Raw genomic sequence first — 19,135 nt, 5'->3', positions numbered from 1 at the left:
GGCGCAGAGCGTTCCCCAGGTTACCTTGGGTATAACTTGATAAAATGTTCTATGGATTCAATTAATCGAAAGACCTGATCAGGTACAAATATTTCAAGTTGCGCAAAAACATGGATCATTCCCTTAAATTCTTCTAATTCAACCGAAACTCCCAGGGCATTTAATTTTTTTGCAAAAGTGATTGCTTCATCAAATAGAGGATCGTATTCAGCAGCTGCAATATAGCAGGGCGGTAGTAATTCCAAATGTTTAAAATACATGGGGGATGCTTGAATTCTATCTCCGCCATTTTTGAAGTAATTGTCAAAATACCATTTAATTTTGTCGCGGGTGAGTAAAAAACCTTCCCCATTGCGTTGATACGATTCATAGTTCATGGAGAAATCTATAGACGGATAAATTAATACTAATCCTTTAATCGCTTGATCACCCTGTTCTTTCATTTGATGGCAGACAGAAAGTGCTAAATTTCCTCCTGCACTGTCACCTGCTAAAAAAACATGTTGAGTATCTACCTGAAACTCTTTGAGTAATTCATCTCTGTGCTCAAAAACAGCGATACAATCCATCAGCCCCGCTGGATAGGGGAATTCTGGCGCTAAACGATAGCCAACAGAAACGATGACGACTTGGCTTGTCACAGTAATTCGCCGACAAAGTGCATCATGGGTATCGAGGCTTCCAGATAAATGCCCACCTCCATGAAAATAAATAATTAAGGGTAATTTTTTTTGTGGAGCGGGATGATAAATTCGTATCGGTATCTCATGATCCGTAAGTTGCAGCAATGAATTGCTGATTAGAGGAACAAATACCTTGGGTAGGGCAAAAGCTTCAGCTGTCTTTTCAGCAAGAGCACGTACTTCCTCAGGAATGAAGACTGCTGGTTTTGTATTGGTCAAATCTAAGAAATTTTGAAGTGATTGTGGTAAATGACCATGTCCCATCGCTGTCTCCCTAAATCGAGCTATCGAGCTCTCTAGTTAATCTGAACCCCCTGATACAGCACTGTATTATTTTACCTTTAAAGATTTTATCAGCAATAGTTCAACAACAAAGAGCCAAACAATACCCACTACATAATTGTCCTTAATGTGACTTTAAAAATAAAGTGGTTCATTGTAAGTGCTTCTTTATCTTCAACATATTCTTTGGGTGTATGTATGATTCATCATGGATGGATAATGAGATAACCCAAAGTAGGCTCAGCTTGCTCTTATTCTATGGGTGCTTTGCGAAATGTCCTGACGGTTTTGTTAGTGTCATTATCAATAATTTCACCGCGAATATCATCAAAGTGTCCATTAACTTGAATTAACATCCAAGTATAAAGCTTATCGAGATTTTCTCCTGTTTGGGTCGCAATCCTTGCTTCTTTACAGTAAACATGTGCAGTAAATAGCTTGCTCATTTTAAGAATCCTAGATCCAAACTTATATATATAAGTTTAGCTATTTTTACCTAATTCACCACATTATAAAGGTGCATATTGAACTATAATTTAAGTAGAGGGGTTATATATTAGGAGATTGTTATGGGTACCAATTTTTTAGCAGCATTACTAGGTTGGTATCTGGTAATTGTGAGCCTGCTTTTGCTTGTACGACGTGAAATTGTAGTTGCTGCAATGAAGGAGCTGATGGGGCAACGAGCTGTCATGTTATTTGTTGGCGTAATAACATTAATTATTGGATTATTAATGGTACTTAGTCATAACGTATGGGTAATGGGGTGGCCTGTCATTGTGACAGTTTTTGCTTGGCTAATACTAATTAGCGGCTTATTTAGGCTCTATTGTCCAGATACTGTATATAAAATTTGGAATAAATTGATAAATAAGTCGGAACTATTTATTACGATTGATGTAATTTCATTACTCATCGGTCTATTCTTATTGTTCAAAGTTTATTTCGGTTGATGAAATGATATAAGCCTGGGGGAGTAACGCATCCCCCGGGTTTATTTGTATGTTGCTCATTGGAACGACTCAATTAAGTATTAGATTAATACATACATGATGTGAGTGATTCCGATTCAGAGGTGTACTCAATATAAAAGTCCCTCATTTCTTCAAAAAGTTCTGTTAATTCTTCTACATCATACATTCCTTTTTGTGCTTGGTTGTTTAACTTATTGTATGTTTCAATGAAATCTTCTAGTTTGAACTGTATTTGGGAGTCGTTTAAGTCGACGTTTTTTTTGATTTCGATAATAAAATCATCCAATTCAGTTTTCATTTTTTCATACTCTTCTTGGCTTCCTAGAATTTTCACCTTAGGTTCTGATTTATTAAGAGATAGATACAGTAAATAGAGTGCAATCATTCCAAGGGGAACAAAAATAATGAGCCCAATATACATCCCTGAAAGATCTGTTCGTGACGAGTCATTTTGTACTCTACATACAGACATATCCTGATCGGTACAGGCTGCTATAGCCGGTGGTTGTTCTGGGGTGATTCGGCATATTGGGGGTTCGTAACTCAAGTTAGGAGAGCAATAGTCTATAGCTTGTTTTTTGTTCGAGTCAAAAAATGAGGGGCTTAGTTTCGGTTGGTGATGGTTTTTTTGCTGCGAGCTAGACTGTGGTAATAACTGTAATTTTTCTGGTTCTTTGGGGGGCTCCAGACCTTTGATGGAGTATTGAAATGAGACCCAGCGATGCATCGAATCCATTAAGGCATTTAATTCTTGAGCCTGTCCAGCTAGGGTTGCGAAATCAGTATCCTTCAATTTAGGTCCATTTAAATGAGCAATAACGTAATTGACTTGTTGTTTGAGTACTTGATTCGTTTTTGAAAGATCGACTGTTGTGGACGGAAATTGTGCCAATGTATCCTGATTTGCAATGAAAGTATTTAATTTTGATTGCTCAGAGGTTAACCATTTTTTAATTAAAGATAAATTTTGTTCCTCTTGAATCGCTTTATGATACGCATTTGTATTGGCGTGTATAATTTCATTAATATGAATTGAAGATTCATCAATGAAGTAGTCAATTTGTTTCAATAATAAAGATAGTTGTTCTTTAAATTGAAGAACGGTATATACCTCGCCTGCTTGCCCTAATAGATCCATCGTATGAGTAATAACTTTTTGAAACTGATCGAGTTCATTTAAATCAGTTATGGCTTGAGCATAATTATCTAACACATTATCTTGCATATTGACTAATTGAAAATCCGGACAGTTTTTAAGTTGGTCCGCTGTTAACTGTAATGTAGAAATAGGACCATCTACGATCTCAGTTGAACTTTTCCCGCATTCTTTTACCGCTTGAGTAGGGTACGATTTTAAATCAGCAGGTTTATCGATTGCGAATGTATAAGGATGGGGATTAACCTGATTTGCATTCAGAGCAAAGTGCAATATCCTGTTGCGCTCGGTGGATAATTGTTCAATCGTTTTTGATAAGTCGCCAAGGCGATCTCTCAATAGTTGCGATTCAATCCTGTGGGCTAACTGCGGATGAATTTCATCATCAATCGTGCTGCGGAAATTAGCTAAAAATAAGCGATCTGAACCCACAAAAGGAGAGATATTTTTCTCAATAGTACGTACGTAACGAGTCACTAATTCTAATTGTTCGCTTGTTTGCTTGATATTTGGATTTTGACTTATTCCTTTCAGTATATGATTCAGATCCAATAAGAAGAAATTCATTGGTTGATTTAAATGATCTAGGCGTAAGTCCTGGTTTCTTAACAATAAATAATCACCAGTTTTTTGCATTAATTGATATAAGGAAGACCATTGCAGACGTTGACTATCAATGGGTTGGACATGAAAATCATCTCGAGTTAATGCATGGCGCGTCTTAAATGCATTAGAGTAAAACCAAGAGCGCTCGTAAACGTTGATTAAAGCTTGGGAATCATCAGCAAACCAGGAACTAGGGTTGGCTAAATAATCTGGGTGAATCCCTGAGTTGGCACGTGCTTTTAGAATCCATTCTCTTTGCGCCAATTCTTCCTCAGTATAACAAGACTCCGAATGGACCCAAAAACGAGAATGATGTGGTTGGGGTTGATATGACGTGTAATACTCCTTTTTTTCCTTTGCCATACTTCTCACTCCTTGAGATTAGAATAACCAGATGGTTATTGTACGGTTGGTAACTAAATAGAATATTTTTGAGCCAATTAATTTGATAACACTCTTTAAGTGAATATGCAACAATAAGAATTGACAATTAGAAAATGTGGTGCAGCATTCGGTTTTTTGTTAAATTATATTTTTTAATTTGAACGAGTAACTTATGCCTTCTTTTGATATTGTCTCTGAAACAAACATGGTTGAATTACGTAACGCTGTTGATAATGCTTTGCGTGAGATGGGTACTCGCTTTGATTTTCGGGGAGTAGAGTCAAGTATAGAACTTAAAGAAATGACGGTAACATTACGAACCGAATCAGACTTTCAAGTCAGACAATTAGAGGATTTATTCCGTAATCATTGCAGTAAACGAAATCTTGATGCTTCGGGAGTAGATATAGAAGATGAGCCCGTACACAGTGGAAAATTTTATTCTTTAAATATGACCTTTAAGCAAGGAATTGACCAGCCAACAGCTAAGGAGATTGTGAAATGTATAAAAGATTCCAAAATTAAGGTTCAAGCATCTATTCAGGGAGACAAGATTCGGGTTACAGGGAAAAAGCGAGATGAGTTGCAAGAAACAATCGCGCTTTTGAAGAAATCAGATATCAAATTGCCCTTACAGTATGAGAATTTTCGAGATTAGTTTCATTGAATGATGTTAGAGAAATGCCCATAAAAGCTCCACCATCCCAATTGTTGCTGGAGCTTCTTAAACTTCTTCCGATTTTATTTTTTTTGTCAAAAATATACCCATGCCACACAGAAGTAAGGTGATAACCCTGAAAAACGCAGACCTTAAACCGTTTTGAGTCATATGAAAATAAGTCTGCAAAAGAATGCTGAAGGGGCTACTGAGCACCCCCCAAAAGTAAGAATAATAGTATGGAGATCAATATATTCGTAGAATTTCCAAAAAGGCAGTATCATAATGACGAGGATCTGTTTGATGGACCATCCTTAACATTCTGGTAATATCTTGTTGCTTCATCATTGTTTCTTTATTGGAAACATTTATAAAAAGCATAGTCTGCATAATTAAGCAATGCTAAGTCGCTGGGGCTGTCTCCATATGCATACAAAATATAATTATCCCGGGTACTGTATCTTTCCTTGAATTCTTCCAGCTTATATTTTCCAAGACAGTACTCTTTTTTCATGCGACCAGTGCATTTATTCTGAGGATTAAATTCCAACTCTGTGCAAATCAACTGATCGAACTGAAATTGATTTGCAAAATGTTTAAGATAAATGTCCCAAGCCCCGCTCACAAGGATACAAGTATGTCCTTGTCGTTGATGAAAGTCTAAGCGATGTAATGCCTCTGTACGTAATTTCTTAATCAAAACCTGATTGAAGAAAATTAAAGCCTCTTCATTTAGGAAATCCATATCCTTTTCATTAAGAACAAACCGGTCTAACTCTTTGTGCCAAGTCACGCTGTTTTGCTTAACCTGTGCCTGAAGCACAGAATAGACGATGCCTTGTAACATTTTTGGCATGCCGACCAGGTGTTTTAAAAATAATAGCCGACTTGAAAACCCTTGTGTCAAGGTTCCATCAAAATCAAAAGCGGCAATAATCTGCTTCTCCATATATATCCACTAAAAAGGTAATTTTAATAAAGGATTAACTTGGGTAATTAACTTTGCAAAGCGCTGTTTTACGTCCTCCATTCCCTCAGAAGTTTTTGCTTCGAAGCGGAGCGTTAGATAAGGGCTGGTATTTGATGGGCGAATTAAACCCCAGGCGTCATCAAGATTAGCCCTTAAACCGTCTATATGTAAAAGTTCTCCGTGTAAATATTGAGGCGCTTGGGCTAGTAATTGGTGCATAAACTCCTCTTTCAACTCATCCGCAATATCAATTTTTATTTCATTTGTACTTAATAACTTAGGATATTGTTCAAAGAAATCGTGACTATCAAGAGATTGTGTGCTCAACAGTTCTAAAGTACGAACGGCAGCATAAATACCGTCATCGTAGGCTAACCAACGATCACTAAAATAGAAATGACCACAGAATTCTCCACCTATAACAGCTTGATGTTTCTGCATACCTTCCATAATATGGGCCATTCCTGTTTTAGTCATTATCGCCATTCCATTGTTTTGGGTGATGCATTCGGACAAACATTGGGTGCATTTTACGTCAAATACAAATGCTTGATTTGCGTTTTTCTTAAGAGAAGCGTCTGCAAAGGCTAAAAGAAGATAGTCTGAAGGTATGATGTTGCCATGGCTGTCTACTACGCCCAAACGATCCCCGTCGCCATCAAATGCAACACCACAATCAGCATGTTGTTCCAAAACCATCTGTTGCAAATCAACCAGATTTTCTTCGATTGACGGATCTGGATTGTGATTAACAAAAGTTGGTAATACATCGCAAGATAATGGAATAACATCACATCCTAAACTGGCTAATAATTGTGGAGCAACGTATCCCGCAACTGCATTGCCGCAGTCAACTACAACACGTAATTTCTTTATAGGACCTACATTGGCTTTAATGGCGTCAATATAATGGTTAATTATCTGTCTTTCCGGATATTTTATTAATTTACCACTGCTGTGCGCGAACGGTTCAAGCTTCTTATCAAGAATGCGGTTGTACAAACCCTGAAGGCGCTCTCCATGATAGTTTTGACCGCCTAAAATTATTTTGAGTCCATTATATTCAATGGGATTGTGGCTCGCAGTAACTATTAACCCAGATGCACATTGTAAATAGAACATTGCATAATGCATTAATGGCGTAGGTAATGAGCTAAGATCAATAATATTGATACCACTTATCAATAAACCTTTCGCAAGAGCCGCACTAAAAGCAGCACTGCTGCCTCTGCCGTCACGGCAAAGCAACAGGGTATGTAATTTATAAATCTCCTGTAACTCATTACCAATAGCAACCCCTAAGGTGTAATAGGTATTTTCATTCAAAGATTCACCAATCAGGTTACGTATATCATATTCTTTAAATATCGATACTGGCGGACAAATTAAATAGGACTTAGGCATAATTTAACTCACAATTTATGGAACAAAGAGCCACAACTTATTTCTGGTTTTTTACTAATTATCTGGATAATTTTTACAAATTGTTCAGTAAGAGAGGAAATAGTGGAGCGATCGTATAAGTCAATCCGATATTTAAGATACCCGCTTAGTGAACCATTGCTGTAATTAAACTTTAAGGACAATTTACGAGGATTTGTGCCCCAAAGTGGTATTTGGGATTGTCCTGAACCTAATGGTTTTAATTTAAAATTTAAATTTGGGGGATTTAATTCAATATTTTGAAAGTCAAAGGAAACATCAGGAACGGGCAAATCGAGCTCAACCATTTGTTCGGGTTGTAAATATTGATAGGGCAGTGATTTAACTACCTCGTTTTGTACCTGTTTTGCTACAGTAATAAAACTCTTATCTGATTCATAATTAAGAATTAGAGGGAGCTCATTAGCAATATTTCCAATTGTTGTATGATATTGTTCTGATTCCCTTCCAGAGCACAGTAAGGTGACATAGGCCTCATGTGCCTGAGCAAGATGGGCCAGTAATATGCCATAAATTGCCAGTAACATATTGGCTAGGGTAATCTCATTCTTTTTGACCAACTCCTGCAGAGCATTTACTGTTTCAATAGGAATTAAGATAGGTTCCTTCGCGCCGTAAGTTAAAGCCAGTTGGGGATTGGGTTTATCCGTAGGTAGAATTGGGGGGGTATAATTTTGCAATAAATTTTGCCAAAATACAGCATAGTTCTCAAATGAACCGTCTACGATCTGAGACAATTGCCAATCAATAAAATCTTGGTAAGGTACAGCAGGTGCAAGTTCCTCGTTATTTTCTTCTTGATTTAAACTATAAAAATGAAGAATATCCTGCACTAAAATTAAACTGCTACCGCCATCTGTCAGTAGGTGGCTCACATGTAACGCCCAAACATAATGTTGTTCTCCACGTTTAATTAAATAACTCGCCAAAAGTGGTGCTTGGCTTAAATCAAATTGCTGATGGTTTATCTCATATATAAGCGTTTTAAGTTGTCTTGTCTGTTCCTTGTGCTCTAAGTGACTCAAATCCAAAAATTGTAATTTGAAATCAACTGAATCATGACAAAATTGAAAAGGAATATTCAAGGAAGCGTGAAAGGTGCAACGCAGCATCGGATGTCTTGCAATAACTTGTTGAATACTTTTCTCTAAGTGTTCGACGTTTATCTCTCCTTCAAGATGGATAAAATTAGTGACTAAATAGGCTGGGCTAGAAGGTTGGGCTTGAATATGCCGCCAAATCCGTATTTGTTGTACTGAAAGTTGTAATAGATGTGGACTCGATAAATTGATATTTTGAGGCAAATTGTTATGGGGGCTCTCTTCTGAATGGGGAAGTTCTACCTGTTCTTTCACTAAATAAATGAGATCGCTGATGGAGCGATTTTCGAATAAGAGGGTTTGGATACTAAGATTTTTAATAGAATATTCGTTGTTTAATTGATGTAATAATTCTACCGCCAATACGGAATCCATACCTAGCGACATCAAACTGGCATGCATTGGTAATTCATCGGATTCACTCAATCGTAAAATTTTGCGAATTATGAGGACAAACGACTCCCTTATATCTTCTCCTTTATTTTGTTCAGCCAACTTGCTGTCTATGAGAGAGGGTATTGGCATTATGTCAGCCAAAAGTTTTTTGTAATAAACAGGAAGATGAGACAATTGAGAGGCAATATTATTAGGCATTAAGCATAGCTGCGTAGGAGCTAATTTCAGCATGTGGTTTAAAGCATCAATACCAATCTTTTCATTAATCGTGTTAATTCCATAAATAGACCAGGATTGTTTCAAATTGTGGGTCATACCTACTTGTTGCCAAGGACCAAAATTAATGCTTAAAGCGGGTAATCCCATATTTTTTCGATAATGGGCAAGATTATCCATAAACGCATTTGCAGCAGCATAATTTGCTTGCCCAAGAGTTCCCAACACCGAGCTGATTGAAGAAAAGAAAACAAAATGTTCCAAATCGGGCATCAGCTCTATACTCAATCGGTGCAAATTCCATGCGCCTTCAACTTTTGCCTGGAAAACAGCCTCAAAATCAGGCCAGGTTAAATTTTCCCACAAACCATCTTGTACTATTCCAGCCAAATGAAAAATACCTTTTATAGCAGATAATGATATGTGTATATCCGATAATGCGTGACGCAAGTTTGGATCATCACTGACATCTGCCTGGACGTATTCAATCATTACATCGCCAGCGTTTAACTCATTTATTGTATTCTCAATATCTTTGGAATAGGGGCGTCGTCCGAGAAGGATAATTGTTTTTACTTGCTGGCTAACGAGCCATTTACTTAAAGCAAGTCCTAAACCACCGAGTCCTCCAGTAATAAGATACGCCCCGTCTTCACATAAAATCTCTTTATTTTCAATTTTTGTATCAAAAGGTAACTGGTGCAGACGTGGTACCAAAAACTCATCCTGATAAAGTGCAAGCAAAAATTCATCTTGTTTTTTAATAACTAATTGCTGTAATTTGGCCACCATTTGTTCGGGTGTGACATCTCCATTTACATCTAAATGATGATAATTTAATTCAGGATATTCAAGCTGTAAGGTTTTACCCATACCCAATAGAGGGGCAAAAAAAGGAATTATCTTTTGTTGAACTGGAGTACTGTCTCGGGTAACAGTCCAAAAGACCACCTCTTTTCTTTTTATTTTTAAGGTCTTAACTAAATGCAATAGTCCGGCACAAGAAGCAGTACTTTGTATTTTTAAATCATTTGCTTCCCTATTAGATAAAGAAGAGTTCTTTAATATGTCGAGTGGGGCTATTCCCCATAAATAAATCACTCCTCGAAATTCAGTATGTTCGTTAAGTAACTTCTGGAAATGTTTCATCTTGAGAGGATTAATGCTGGCCGATTTTGGTGTGGACTGGTAGGTTAAGGATGGAGTAATGACTATATGGTCAGACAAAAATTGGCTTATATATTTTACCAATAGTTCACTTTCGCGATCTTGGTTTATAAATAATAACCATTTACCCTTTTCTTTTAATTCTTGTGGGGATGAGCTCGGCAATGCGATTTTTTCCCATGCCATTTTGTATAATGATTGACGAATAAAATCATCCTGAATCTCGCGAACTTTAAATTCTGAATCACCAGATAACCAATAAGACTGATGCTGAAATGCGTATGTTGGTAAAGTTTGTTCGTAAGCTTGAATATGAAAAGGCTGATCATAAGAGCGCCAATCTATAATATTACCTTGCAAATACAACGCAGATAAAGACTCGGTAATCGTTTGCCAGTTAGCTTGGTTCTTATGCGAAGATGCTAATAATAGTGCTTGCTTAGGATCGGGATGCAATTCTTTGACAAAATTGAGCAATACAGGCTGAGGTCCTATTTCAATAAACACCTGATACTCGGATTTAATTAAATTTTCTATGCCTAAACTAAATTGTACAGTAGCGCAAATATGTTCTACCCAATAATACGATGTAATGGAATGGATGGGTTTACCATATACATTAGAGATAAGAGTAATTTGAGGTTCTTGATACTCAATTGAAGCTGCAATTCGGGCAAACTCTGCTAACATGGGGCGCATCAGTTCGGAATGAAAGGCATGCGAGACGCGTAATTTAGTGGTGCTGAATTTTAAGGATTGGCAATACGCGTCAAAATCCAAAATTGCATCCAACTCGCCAGAAAAAACGACCTGATTCGTACTGTTAATCGCAGCTAAATTTAAAATAACATTTGGGGAGGAGCGCTTAAAATTAGCGAGCAACGCATCTGCTTGTAAACTGCTGACATATACTGCCAACATACTTCCAGCTTGTTGCTCCTGCATGAGTCGCCCTCGATGAGCAATTAATTTTAAACCATCCTCCAGACTCATTACACCTGCAAGAGTGGCAGCAATACATTCACCGAGACTATGACCTATCAATGCATCAGGCTGAATGCCCCAGCTGATCCATAGTTTGGCCATGGCATATTGAACTACAAATAGCGCAGGCTGAGTATATTTTGTTTGATCCAGAATCGATGCCTTTTCTTCATCAAACATGATGCTAATTAAGGATTCTGGCAAATATTCAGCCAATATACGATCGCATCGATCCACCTCAGCCTTAAATAACGGATGGCTTCGATAAAGCTCTAGCCCCATTTGAATGTATTGAGCTCCTTGACCTGTAAACAAAAAAACAATTTTGTTGTTGATCCCTGGGCGTATGGAGGGTATGGAGCTCTCATTGGACTGCAATTTCTCATTTAAATCTTGTTGTGAGCTCACCGGAAATGCCAAACGATAAGCCAATGGGCTACGTCCAAGAGCCAGGCTATGACACAATCTGGCTATATCTATCTGTTTTTCCTGATGAATAAACTCCAAAAGTTTGGCTCGTTGTTCAGAAAGAGCTTCGGGTGAATGGGCAGACAAGGTAAATAAATGTATAGGTCTTTGCCATTTCATAGGGAGTTCGTTATTGGGCTCTGCAGATGGAGGTTCACTAAGAATTAAATGAGCATTAGTACCGGTGAAACCAAAAGAACTAATGCCTGCATAACGAACAGGTTGGAATGTCTCGGTGTTCCATGATTGTAGGGAGTTGGGGACTTGAGCGGGAATCGCTTCTAAATCAATCAATGGATTTACTGTTTCAAAATGCAGGTTTGCCGGAATCTCTTTATGTTGAACCATTAATATAGTTTTTATCAGACCAGCCATCCCTGCTGCTGCTTCTAAATGACCAATATTACTTTTTACTGAGCCAATAACTAAAGGGCTTTCGCGAGTACCGGTCGCAAAAACCTCTTTTAAAGAGTTAAACTCGATAGGATCCCCAAGACGTGTTCCAGTACCATGGGCTTCAATATAGCTGATTTGATCTGCGGACAAATCGGATAACTTTAACGCATGACGAATTAAATCACTCTGCGCTTGAGGGTTAGGTGCAGTAATCCCATTACTATGACCATCATTATTCACCGTCGCACTTTGAATCACTGCTAAAATACGATTTTTATCACGTTGGGCATCAGATAAACGTTTCAGAATCACTACTCCGCATCCTTCGCTACGAACATAGCCATCTGCTTTGGCGTCGAAAACTTGGCATTTATTACTTGGAGAAAGCATCCCTGCCTGTGAAAAGCTAATGCTGAGGGATGGGTCGAGGATGCAATTTACTCCACCAACGATTGCTAAGTCTTCTGTTTTATCATTTAAATTACGACATGCTTCGAATACCGCAACCAAAGAAGAAGAACATGCTGTATCGACAGCTAATGTTTCACCATGTGTCCCTAGAAAATAAGCAAGACGTCCAGCGGCAGCACTACTCGCATTACCTATTCCAAAATAAGCATCGGTAAAGTGCTGTTGTGAATCCCGTACTAATTGGCTGTAATCCTTAGATGAGATACCGACGAATATACCGGTATTGCTCTGCTCCAGTGATAAGGGGGGGATCCCTGCATGTTCCAATGCTTCCCAAGTCAACTCGAGTAACAAACGATGTTGCGGATCCATGGCTTCCGCTTCACGTCGACTAATAGAAAATAATGCGGGATCAAAACAATCAATGTTGTCGATAAATCCGCCTTTGGAGCTTACTATTTTACCTGCGGTAAAAGGCTGAGGGTCATAGTAAAGTTGATTATCCCAGCGATGTTTGGGGATAGGTTGAAGACCGTCTTTACCACTGGATAATATTTTCCAAAACTGTTCCGGAGTATTGGCTCCTCCAGGAAAACGACAGCTCATGCCAATTATGGCAATTGGGTCCGGAGATTCACTCTGAAGCGGCTCTGATTTTTTCAAACAATGTTCATTGGTACTAGTATTCTCCAGATAATTAGCCAATTGGGTAATGGTTGAATAAGACCATAGCAAGCTGGGATTTACTTCAGTATGGATTTCTTTTTCGAGTGCCCCACAAAATTGTACCCCAAGGCTGGAATCAACCCCGTAATAAGCAAAATTAAGCAGTGGATCGATTTGCTCTGCATCAAGATGCAGTTGGTTAGCAAGCCATTTCTGCATCCAGAGTTGTAAACCTCGCGTATTTAATTTAGTCGAAGGAGAACTCTTACTGCTTACTTTATTCCATTGTGCAATTATTTTTAAATTGTCTGTTGTTAGTTCTTGGCGACACGCAGCACGTTGTACTTTTCCACTCGAAGTTTTAGGGAGAGTAGCCTGTTGAATCAGTATAATGCGCGCAGGTAATACAGGTAATTCGGAACTGCAACATTCCAGAATAGTCTTAAATACAGAATCAAAATCTTTTGTATGGCGATGAATTTCTTGTACTATGACCAATTCAGGCGCATGGTCTATCTCGAGCATAAAGGCGGCACAACCATGGACCACCAAGCCGTCATGACAGACCGAGACCAACGATTCAATATCTTGAGGATAAATATTGTGTCCCCGTATAATAATAAGATCTTTTAAACGTCCAGTGACGAATAGTTCACCCTCTAGATCGATAAATCCCAAATCACCAGTGCGTAAAAAGCTTTTATCAGATGAAGATAATTTTAAACCAAAAGTGTGTTGAGTCAGTTCAGGCCTTTGCCAATATCCTTGTGTAACACATGGGCCTGAAACGATAATTTCACCTACTTGATAGGGTTCTAATTCCATACCAGATTGTGGGTTAATGATTTTTATTTCATGATCTAATGGTGGGCGTCCACAACTAACAATAGGAGTTCCATCTTGTTGTGATTCAACTAATTTAATTTCAGACATTTCCTGCAATACAATTTTGTCAACATGCAATACTTTGGTCTGCTGTCCAGGTTTTTTACCTGAAATCATTAAAGTAGTTTCTGCCATGCCGTATGCGGGATAAAAACTTTGTGCATGGAAACCACACTCTTTAAAAGCTTCACTAAAACGTTCTAAACTTTCAGCATTTACAGGTTCTGCACCATTCAGTGCAATATTCCAATTACTTAAGTCCAATTGTTTCTTTTCTTCCTCAGTAATCCTGTTCACACATAAATCGTAAGCAAAATTGGGGGCAGGAGAAATATTGGCTTTATATTCACTAATGGTTTTCAACCAGAGAAATGGGGTTTTTAAAAATGTGGCGGGGGCCATTAAGATACAAGGTACGTTGTACGCCAAGGGATATAAAATACCGCCGATTAATCCCATATCATGAAATGGAGGAAGCCAGGAACAAACGGTTTTTATTTGTCCATCACAAAGGTTATGAATTAAATTGAGATTTGCAATTATATTTCCATGACTCACCATTACTCCTTTCGGAGAGCCTGTAGAACCTGATGTATACTGTAAGAAAGCCAAGTTTCCCTCTGCTATTTCTGCAAATTGGACCATAGGGCTTTTCAGATTTTGGATCTCATCTATATCAATGATTTGTACATTATCGAAGGGATAATGATCCGCAATTGTTTTGGTGGTAATTAATGTTTCAGCGTTTGCATTGCTTATAATGGATTTAACTCGATTCGCATGGCGATTATTGTGAGGAGGATAGGCAGGAACAGCAATAATCCCTGACATTAAACATCCAAGAAAACTTGCAATATAATCCAAGCCTGGGGGTAATAACAGGAGTGCTCTTGAGTCCAATGGAACCCTAACTGACAAATGCGATGCAATTGTTGTCACTTTTTGTAACAGTTGCTTATTAGTTAAGGCGTTGGTTTCGTTTTCACCAACAAAGCTATACATTAAATTATCAGGATATAAAGTTGCATTACTTTGAAGTAAATTAACTATATTTTGTAATTTATTGATTCTAGAGAAACTCATAAGAACCTCGCTGTGTGTCGTATAAAACCTGGAGTTTTAACGACATACTTTTTAGTATAGTACCGGTGAATAATTATTCAAACAGTTAAATAATTAACCATGATGGTGCGTGGATATCTATTTGATTGTGAATTATTTATTGAGCAGATTTAGAAGCGAAATTAATTTTTGGGACGAGAAATTTTACTTATAACAGCACTCTACATGATTTTTGAGCAAAAGTTAATTAGACCTGCCGCTACATTTGAGACAGGCCGAGACTAAGAGTAAGGTGAATAAATTTAATTCATAATTTCATCAATTTTGGCAGAGATCCTTGCTGATAAATAAGGATCTTTTTTTGCAAGGCCACGGGCTACTTTGAGTTGAGCTACTGCAGCTCTTTTTTGTCCTTCAAGAAGTAAACATTGGGCTTGGGTAAAATAAGCATAATCTTTTTGATGCGACTGCGCTTGCGCTCGGGCTAACTCACGACACAAAGGAAGATCGTGTTTATATTTTCTACTTCCTTTAAGTAAGATACTGGTTGCTTTCTCATTTTGATTCGCAGCCAACAAACCTTGAGCGTACGCCATAAGAGCGGCGTAATTGTCAGGATAGTTTTTTTGTATTTCTTCTAATCGCGAGAGGGCTGCTTTATGTTGAGACATTCCTGTTTCAGCTTGCGCCATAGCAATTTGAAAATAGAGATTATTATTTTCTGCCAATAAAGGGGTCAAAATAGTAGCTGCTTTGGCATAACTATTATTATTGATTAAAGTAAGAGCATGACCATATTGGCAGGCATGAGCAGGAGTTTTTTTGTTGCATTGATGCTCATAATAATCAAATAACGTTTTAGGCTCTCGAATGACTGAAGTGCGGATTAATTCTTTAACTAAAGGATATTCAGGAGAATCTACATGCTGTTTGTGCGAAAATTGCGCGATACGGTTTTCTGCTTCGGCGATCCTATCTCCATCCAGCGGGTGGGTACGTAGAATGGCTGGTACGTTTGCTGTGTAGTAATAACGTGAGTTTTCCTGCATTTTTTTAAAAAAGGCAGCCATACCTTGAGGGTTATATCCTGCTTTAGTCAACATATCAATCCCTATCCTATCCGCCTCTTTTTCTTTGGAGCGGGTAAAATTGATATTGTCTTGTGAGAATCCTGTTAAAGCGCCCATCATTCCAGCCATTCCTACAGTAGGATTAATTACTCCCAAAGCAGCAGATGCCAGGATGGATGCAAGCATTGGAACACGCATTTGTTTTTGATGTTCGATCATCCTGTAGAGATGATGCAAGCGTACGTGTGCGATTTCATGGGCCATTACTCCAGCAAGCTCGCTTTCAGTACTGGTGGTTAAAATAAGTTGCGAATTAATACCTATATGCCCGCCGGGTCCTGCAAAAGCATTGATTTCATTTGATTTTACTATAAAGAAATCAGGTGTTTTAATATGACCCGCATGTGCCAGGTTTTTTCCAATACGATTAATATATTGGCTTGCTAATGGATTTCGCTCCACGCTTTCTGATTGATTGATTTGCTGTACGAATTCTTTTTCCAACTGCTCCAGCTCACTGGTTGAGTACGGAGACAAACCCTCGGCAACAGAAGTTTGAGCAATAAGACTCGCTAACAGTATCCAAAAGATGTTTTTCTTAATTTTCAATTTAATCATTAGGCTACTCAAAAATTGAATAATTTGTTATCATTCACGCATCGTAACTACTCATCCCTTCTCGTCATCCTGCGGTTTGTCCTTAGGATCACGCCTATTTTAGTGTTGAGCAGTTACCATGCATCATAGAAAGGTACTTAAACAATGCACAAAAAGTTTTTGCTCGCAGCACTTGAACAGGCCCGTATTGGACAAGGCCACTGCGCCCCTAATCCCTGTGTTGGCGCGGTTGCTGTGCAAAATGGAACTATTATAGCACAAGCAAGTCATGGAGGGGCAGGGACTCCGCATGCAGAACAATTATTGTTAACACAGATTCCTCCTAAAATGCCAGGGGTTTGTCTATATATTTCTCTTGAGCCATGTAATCATTGGGGAAGAACGCCACCTTGTGTTGATGCGATTATTAATCATGGGGTGGAGGAAGTTGTTTTTGCTTATTTGGATCCTAATCCAGTGGTAGCTAAGAATAATTCTTCAGAAAAACTACGAGCTCATGGAATTAAGGTGACGCATTATCCTGTAGATGAAATTACCGAATTTTATAAAAGTTATTCCTATTGGACTCTGACCAAAAAGCCAAGGGTAACCGTGAAAATGGCGCAAACGCTAAATGGTAAAATTGGCCGCTCAGTAGGTGAGCGTGTTATTTTATCTAATGCTTTATGTGGGGAATTTACGCATAAAATGCGCGCTGCTGCTGATGTAATTCTCACTACTGCCAAAACAGTGCATAGGGATAACCCCAAAATGAACGTGCGTTTAGGCCAGGAAGAACAGGCAAAGCCTGTTGCAATTATCGATAGGCAGTTGAGTCTGAATCAACAATCTATAATTTTTTCAACCGCCGCTCATTGTCATGTATATCATTGCAATGAGCGAAAAGTTTACTACCCTAACAGTACTTTCCATTTAATGCCCATGAAAAATGGCGTAATGGATTTAGAAGTTGTGATAAGCCATCTTGGTGAACTGGGGTATCATGATGTTTGGGTAGAAGCGGGTGGAGCCCTTTTTAGTGCACTGCACCAACAAGGATTGGTTCATCGAACATATTTATATATTGTCCCAAGTATTTTGGAACCCGATGCAATTTCAGCATACCAGCAGAATGGGATATTTGACCGAGCGCATACTATTTCTTGGCATGCTATGGGCGACAATATGATAGCATGTCTGGATTGGCTGGAAGATTAAATGAACACTGGATCAAATGAGGTCGCGTTATGAAGTATTCATTAGCTACAATAGAACACGCAGTGGAAACACTCAAAGCCGGTAAAATGGTTATTTTAATGGATGATGAAGATAGGGAAAATGAAGGAGATCTGGTTGTGGCTGCGGAGTATGCAACGCCAGAAGCAATTAATTTTATGTCTCGTCATGGTTGTGGTTTGATCTGCTTGTCTATGGCTGATGAACTAATTGATAAATTGCAATTACCGATGATGGCACAAAATAATAAATCTCCTTATGGGACCGCATTTACGGTATCCATAGAGGCAGCAGAAGGTGTATCAACAGGTATTTCCGCTAAAGATAGAGCTCAGACGATTAAAGTCGCGATAGCTTCTGAGAGTGGCCCTGCGGATGTTATTTCTCCAGGACATGTTTTTCCTTTGCGTGCCAAGAAAAAAGGCGTTTTGGAACGGCCTGGGCAAACAGAGGGTAGTGTTGACTTGGCAAAGCTTGCTGGTTTAACTCCTGCCGCTGTAATTTGTGAAATTATTAACGAAGATGGCACCATGAGTCGACGGGATGAATTGGTTGCATTTTCTGAAAAACATAATATTCCTCTGGTAACGGTTAAAGATTTGATAGAATATCGAATTCGTCATGAAATATTAGTCGAAGCGGCAGCCACAACACGTATTCCTTTGCAAGATAAAGGCGATTTTAATATGACTGTTTTTGCAAATGAACTTGATGGTGCAGAGCATTTTGCTTTGGTAAAGCCACCAATATTTGCTAATCGTGTGCCGCTAGTGCGTATTCATTCAGAGTGTATTACAGGTGATATTTTGGGCTCTTGTAAGTGCGATTGTGGCAAACAATTGGAACAATCATTGTCTCTAATTGCGGCTGAAGGTGGTGTTTTAATCTATTTACGCCAGGAAGGGCGTGGAATTGGTTTAGCAAATAAATTAAAAGCTTATGCCTTGCAGGAGCAAGGTTGGGATACCGTTGATGCGAATCATCAACTAGGACTTCCTGCGGACAGCAGAAATTATGCGATTGCCTATCAAATACTTAAATATTTTGGTATTGATGCAATAAGATTATTAACCAATAATCCATCCAAAATTGCTGCGGTTGATCGTTATGGTGTAAAGGTTATGGAGAGAGTGCCTTTAGAAATAGAACCTACTAAGGAAAGTCACAGATATTTAAAAACTAAGAAAGAGAAAATGGGACATTTATTGGCCATAAATTAGGTTGATTTGCTGATATTGTAGCCTGGGTTTCCGTTACGTGTGTCCAGACTTCAATAGACCTAATTTTCTATTTCTCTACTGAACAGTACTTAATTAGCAGGATAC

General features: G+C 38.4%; 11 protein-coding genes. 4 read left to right on the top strand and 7 right to left on the bottom strand.

Annotated features, from left to right (window positions below):
• Nucleotides 1-20: 20 nt before the first annotated feature.
• Together ACWTEW_RS18970 and ACWTEW_RS18965 are read right to left on the bottom strand one after the other, a co-directional pair.
• Complete coding sequence (locus tag ACWTEW_RS18970) at nucleotides 21-947, bottom strand: alpha/beta hydrolase (protein ID WP_454783214.1); 927 nt, start codon at nucleotides 945-947, stop codon at nucleotides 21-23.
• Nucleotides 948-1,216: 269 nt separating this feature from the next.
• Complete coding sequence (locus ACWTEW_RS18965) at nucleotides 1,217-1,411, bottom strand: hypothetical protein (protein ID WP_454783213.1); 195 nt, start codon at nucleotides 1,409-1,411, stop codon at nucleotides 1,217-1,219.
• Between the two features lie 123 nt (nucleotides 1,412-1,534).
• Between ACWTEW_RS18965 and ACWTEW_RS18960 the strand changes: the two genes are divergently transcribed.
• A complete protein-coding gene (locus tag ACWTEW_RS18960) occupies nucleotides 1,535-1,918 on the top strand; it encodes a hypothetical protein (RefSeq protein WP_454783212.1) in 384 nt (127 codons plus the stop codon).
• Nucleotides 1,919-2,003: 85 nt separating this feature from the next.
• On the opposite strand, the gene ACWTEW_RS18955 is transcribed toward ACWTEW_RS18960, so the two are convergent.
• Nucleotides 2,004-4,064, bottom strand: coding sequence for a hypothetical protein (locus ACWTEW_RS18955; protein WP_454783211.1), 2,061 nt, complete (start codon nucleotides 4,062-4,064; stop codon nucleotides 2,004-2,006).
• Between the two features lie 193 nt (nucleotides 4,065-4,257).
• Here ACWTEW_RS18955 and ACWTEW_RS18950 point away from each other — a divergent pair, with 193 nt between their 5' ends.
• On the top strand, nucleotides 4,258-4,743 hold the full coding sequence (locus ACWTEW_RS18950) for a YajQ family cyclic di-GMP-binding protein (protein WP_454783210.1): 486 nt from the start codon (nucleotides 4,258-4,260) through the stop codon (nucleotides 4,741-4,743).
• A gap of 355 nt (nucleotides 4,744-5,098) precedes the next feature.
• On the opposite strand, the gene ACWTEW_RS18945 is transcribed toward ACWTEW_RS18950, so the two are convergent.
• The 4 genes from ACWTEW_RS18945 to ACWTEW_RS18930 all read right to left on the bottom strand — a co-directional run bounded on the left by ACWTEW_RS18945 (nucleotide 5,099) and on the right by ACWTEW_RS18930 (nucleotide 16,595).
• Nucleotides 5,099-5,692, bottom strand: coding sequence for an HAD-IB family hydrolase (locus tag ACWTEW_RS18945; RefSeq protein ID WP_454783209.1), 594 nt, complete (start codon nucleotides 5,690-5,692; stop codon nucleotides 5,099-5,101).
• Between the two features lie 9 nt (nucleotides 5,693-5,701).
• Nucleotides 5,702-7,117 carry a phosphomannomutase/phosphoglucomutase gene (locus ACWTEW_RS18940; RefSeq protein ID WP_454783208.1) on the bottom strand — a complete coding sequence of 472 codons (1,416 nt, stop codon included), beginning with the start codon at nucleotides 7,115-7,117 and terminating at the stop codon, nucleotides 5,702-5,704.
• 8 nt (nucleotides 7,118-7,125) lie between these two features.
• Complete coding sequence (locus ACWTEW_RS18935) at nucleotides 7,126-14,928, bottom strand: SDR family NAD(P)-dependent oxidoreductase (RefSeq protein WP_454783207.1); 7,803 nt, start codon at nucleotides 14,926-14,928, stop codon at nucleotides 7,126-7,128.
• A 281-nt stretch (nucleotides 14,929-15,209) separates the two neighbouring features.
• The gene (locus ACWTEW_RS18930; protein ID WP_454783206.1) at nucleotides 15,210-16,595 is read right to left on the bottom strand and encodes a M48 family metalloprotease; all 1,386 of its coding nucleotides are present in this window, start codon (nucleotides 16,593-16,595) and stop codon (nucleotides 15,210-15,212) included.
• Nucleotides 16,596-16,739: 144 nt separating this feature from the next.
• On the opposite strand from ACWTEW_RS18930, the gene ribD reads away from it, so the two are divergent.
• Entirely contained in the window at nucleotides 16,740-17,792 is a 1,053-nt protein-coding gene (ribD, locus tag ACWTEW_RS18925) for a bifunctional diaminohydroxyphosphoribosylaminopyrimidine deaminase/5-amino-6-(5-phosphoribosylamino)uracil reductase RibD (protein WP_454783205.1), read from the top strand.
• 29 nt (nucleotides 17,793-17,821) lie between these two features.
• Complete coding sequence (ribB, locus tag ACWTEW_RS18920; RefSeq protein WP_454783204.1) at nucleotides 17,822-19,030, top strand: 3,4-dihydroxy-2-butanone-4-phosphate synthase; 1,209 nt, start codon at nucleotides 17,822-17,824, stop codon at nucleotides 19,028-19,030.
• Nucleotides 19,031-19,135: the final 105 nt, after the last annotated feature.

The sequence above is a fragment of the Legionella stuttgartensis genome (assembly GCF_977063405.2).
This window is presented reverse-complemented; position numbering and strand designations above follow the sequence as displayed.

Coding starts and splice junctions, on each gene's coding strand:
- ACWTEW_RS18940 (WP_454783208.1), bottom strand. CDS start 7,117: ATGCCTAAGTCCTATTTAATTTGTCCGCCAGTATCGATATTTAAAGAA.
- ACWTEW_RS18935 (WP_454783207.1), bottom strand. CDS start 14,928: ATGAGTTTCTCTAGAATCAATAAATTACAAAATATAGTTAATTTACTT.
- ribB (WP_454783204.1), top strand. CDS start 17,822: ATGAAGTATTCATTAGCTACAATAGAACACGCAGTGGAAACACTCAAA.
- ACWTEW_RS18930 (WP_454783206.1), bottom strand. CDS start 16,595: ATGATTAAATTGAAAATTAAGAAAAACATCTTTTGGATACTGTTAGCG.
- ACWTEW_RS18970 (WP_454783214.1), bottom strand. CDS start 947: ATGGGACATGGTCATTTACCACAATCACTTCAAAATTTCTTAGATTTG.
- ribD (WP_454783205.1), top strand. CDS start 16,740: ATGCACAAAAAGTTTTTGCTCGCAGCACTTGAACAGGCCCGTATTGGA.
- ACWTEW_RS18950 (WP_454783210.1), top strand. CDS start 4,258: ATGCCTTCTTTTGATATTGTCTCTGAAACAAACATGGTTGAATTACGT.
- ACWTEW_RS18955 (WP_454783211.1), bottom strand. CDS start 4,064: ATGGCAAAGGAAAAAAAGGAGTATTACACGTCATATCAACCCCAACCA.
- ACWTEW_RS18945 (WP_454783209.1), bottom strand. CDS start 5,692: ATGGAGAAGCAGATTATTGCCGCTTTTGATTTTGATGGAACCTTGACA.
- ACWTEW_RS18965 (WP_454783213.1), bottom strand. CDS start 1,411: ATGAGCAAGCTATTTACTGCACATGTTTACTGTAAAGAAGCAAGGATT.
- ACWTEW_RS18960 (WP_454783212.1), top strand. CDS start 1,535: ATGGGTACCAATTTTTTAGCAGCATTACTAGGTTGGTATCTGGTAATT.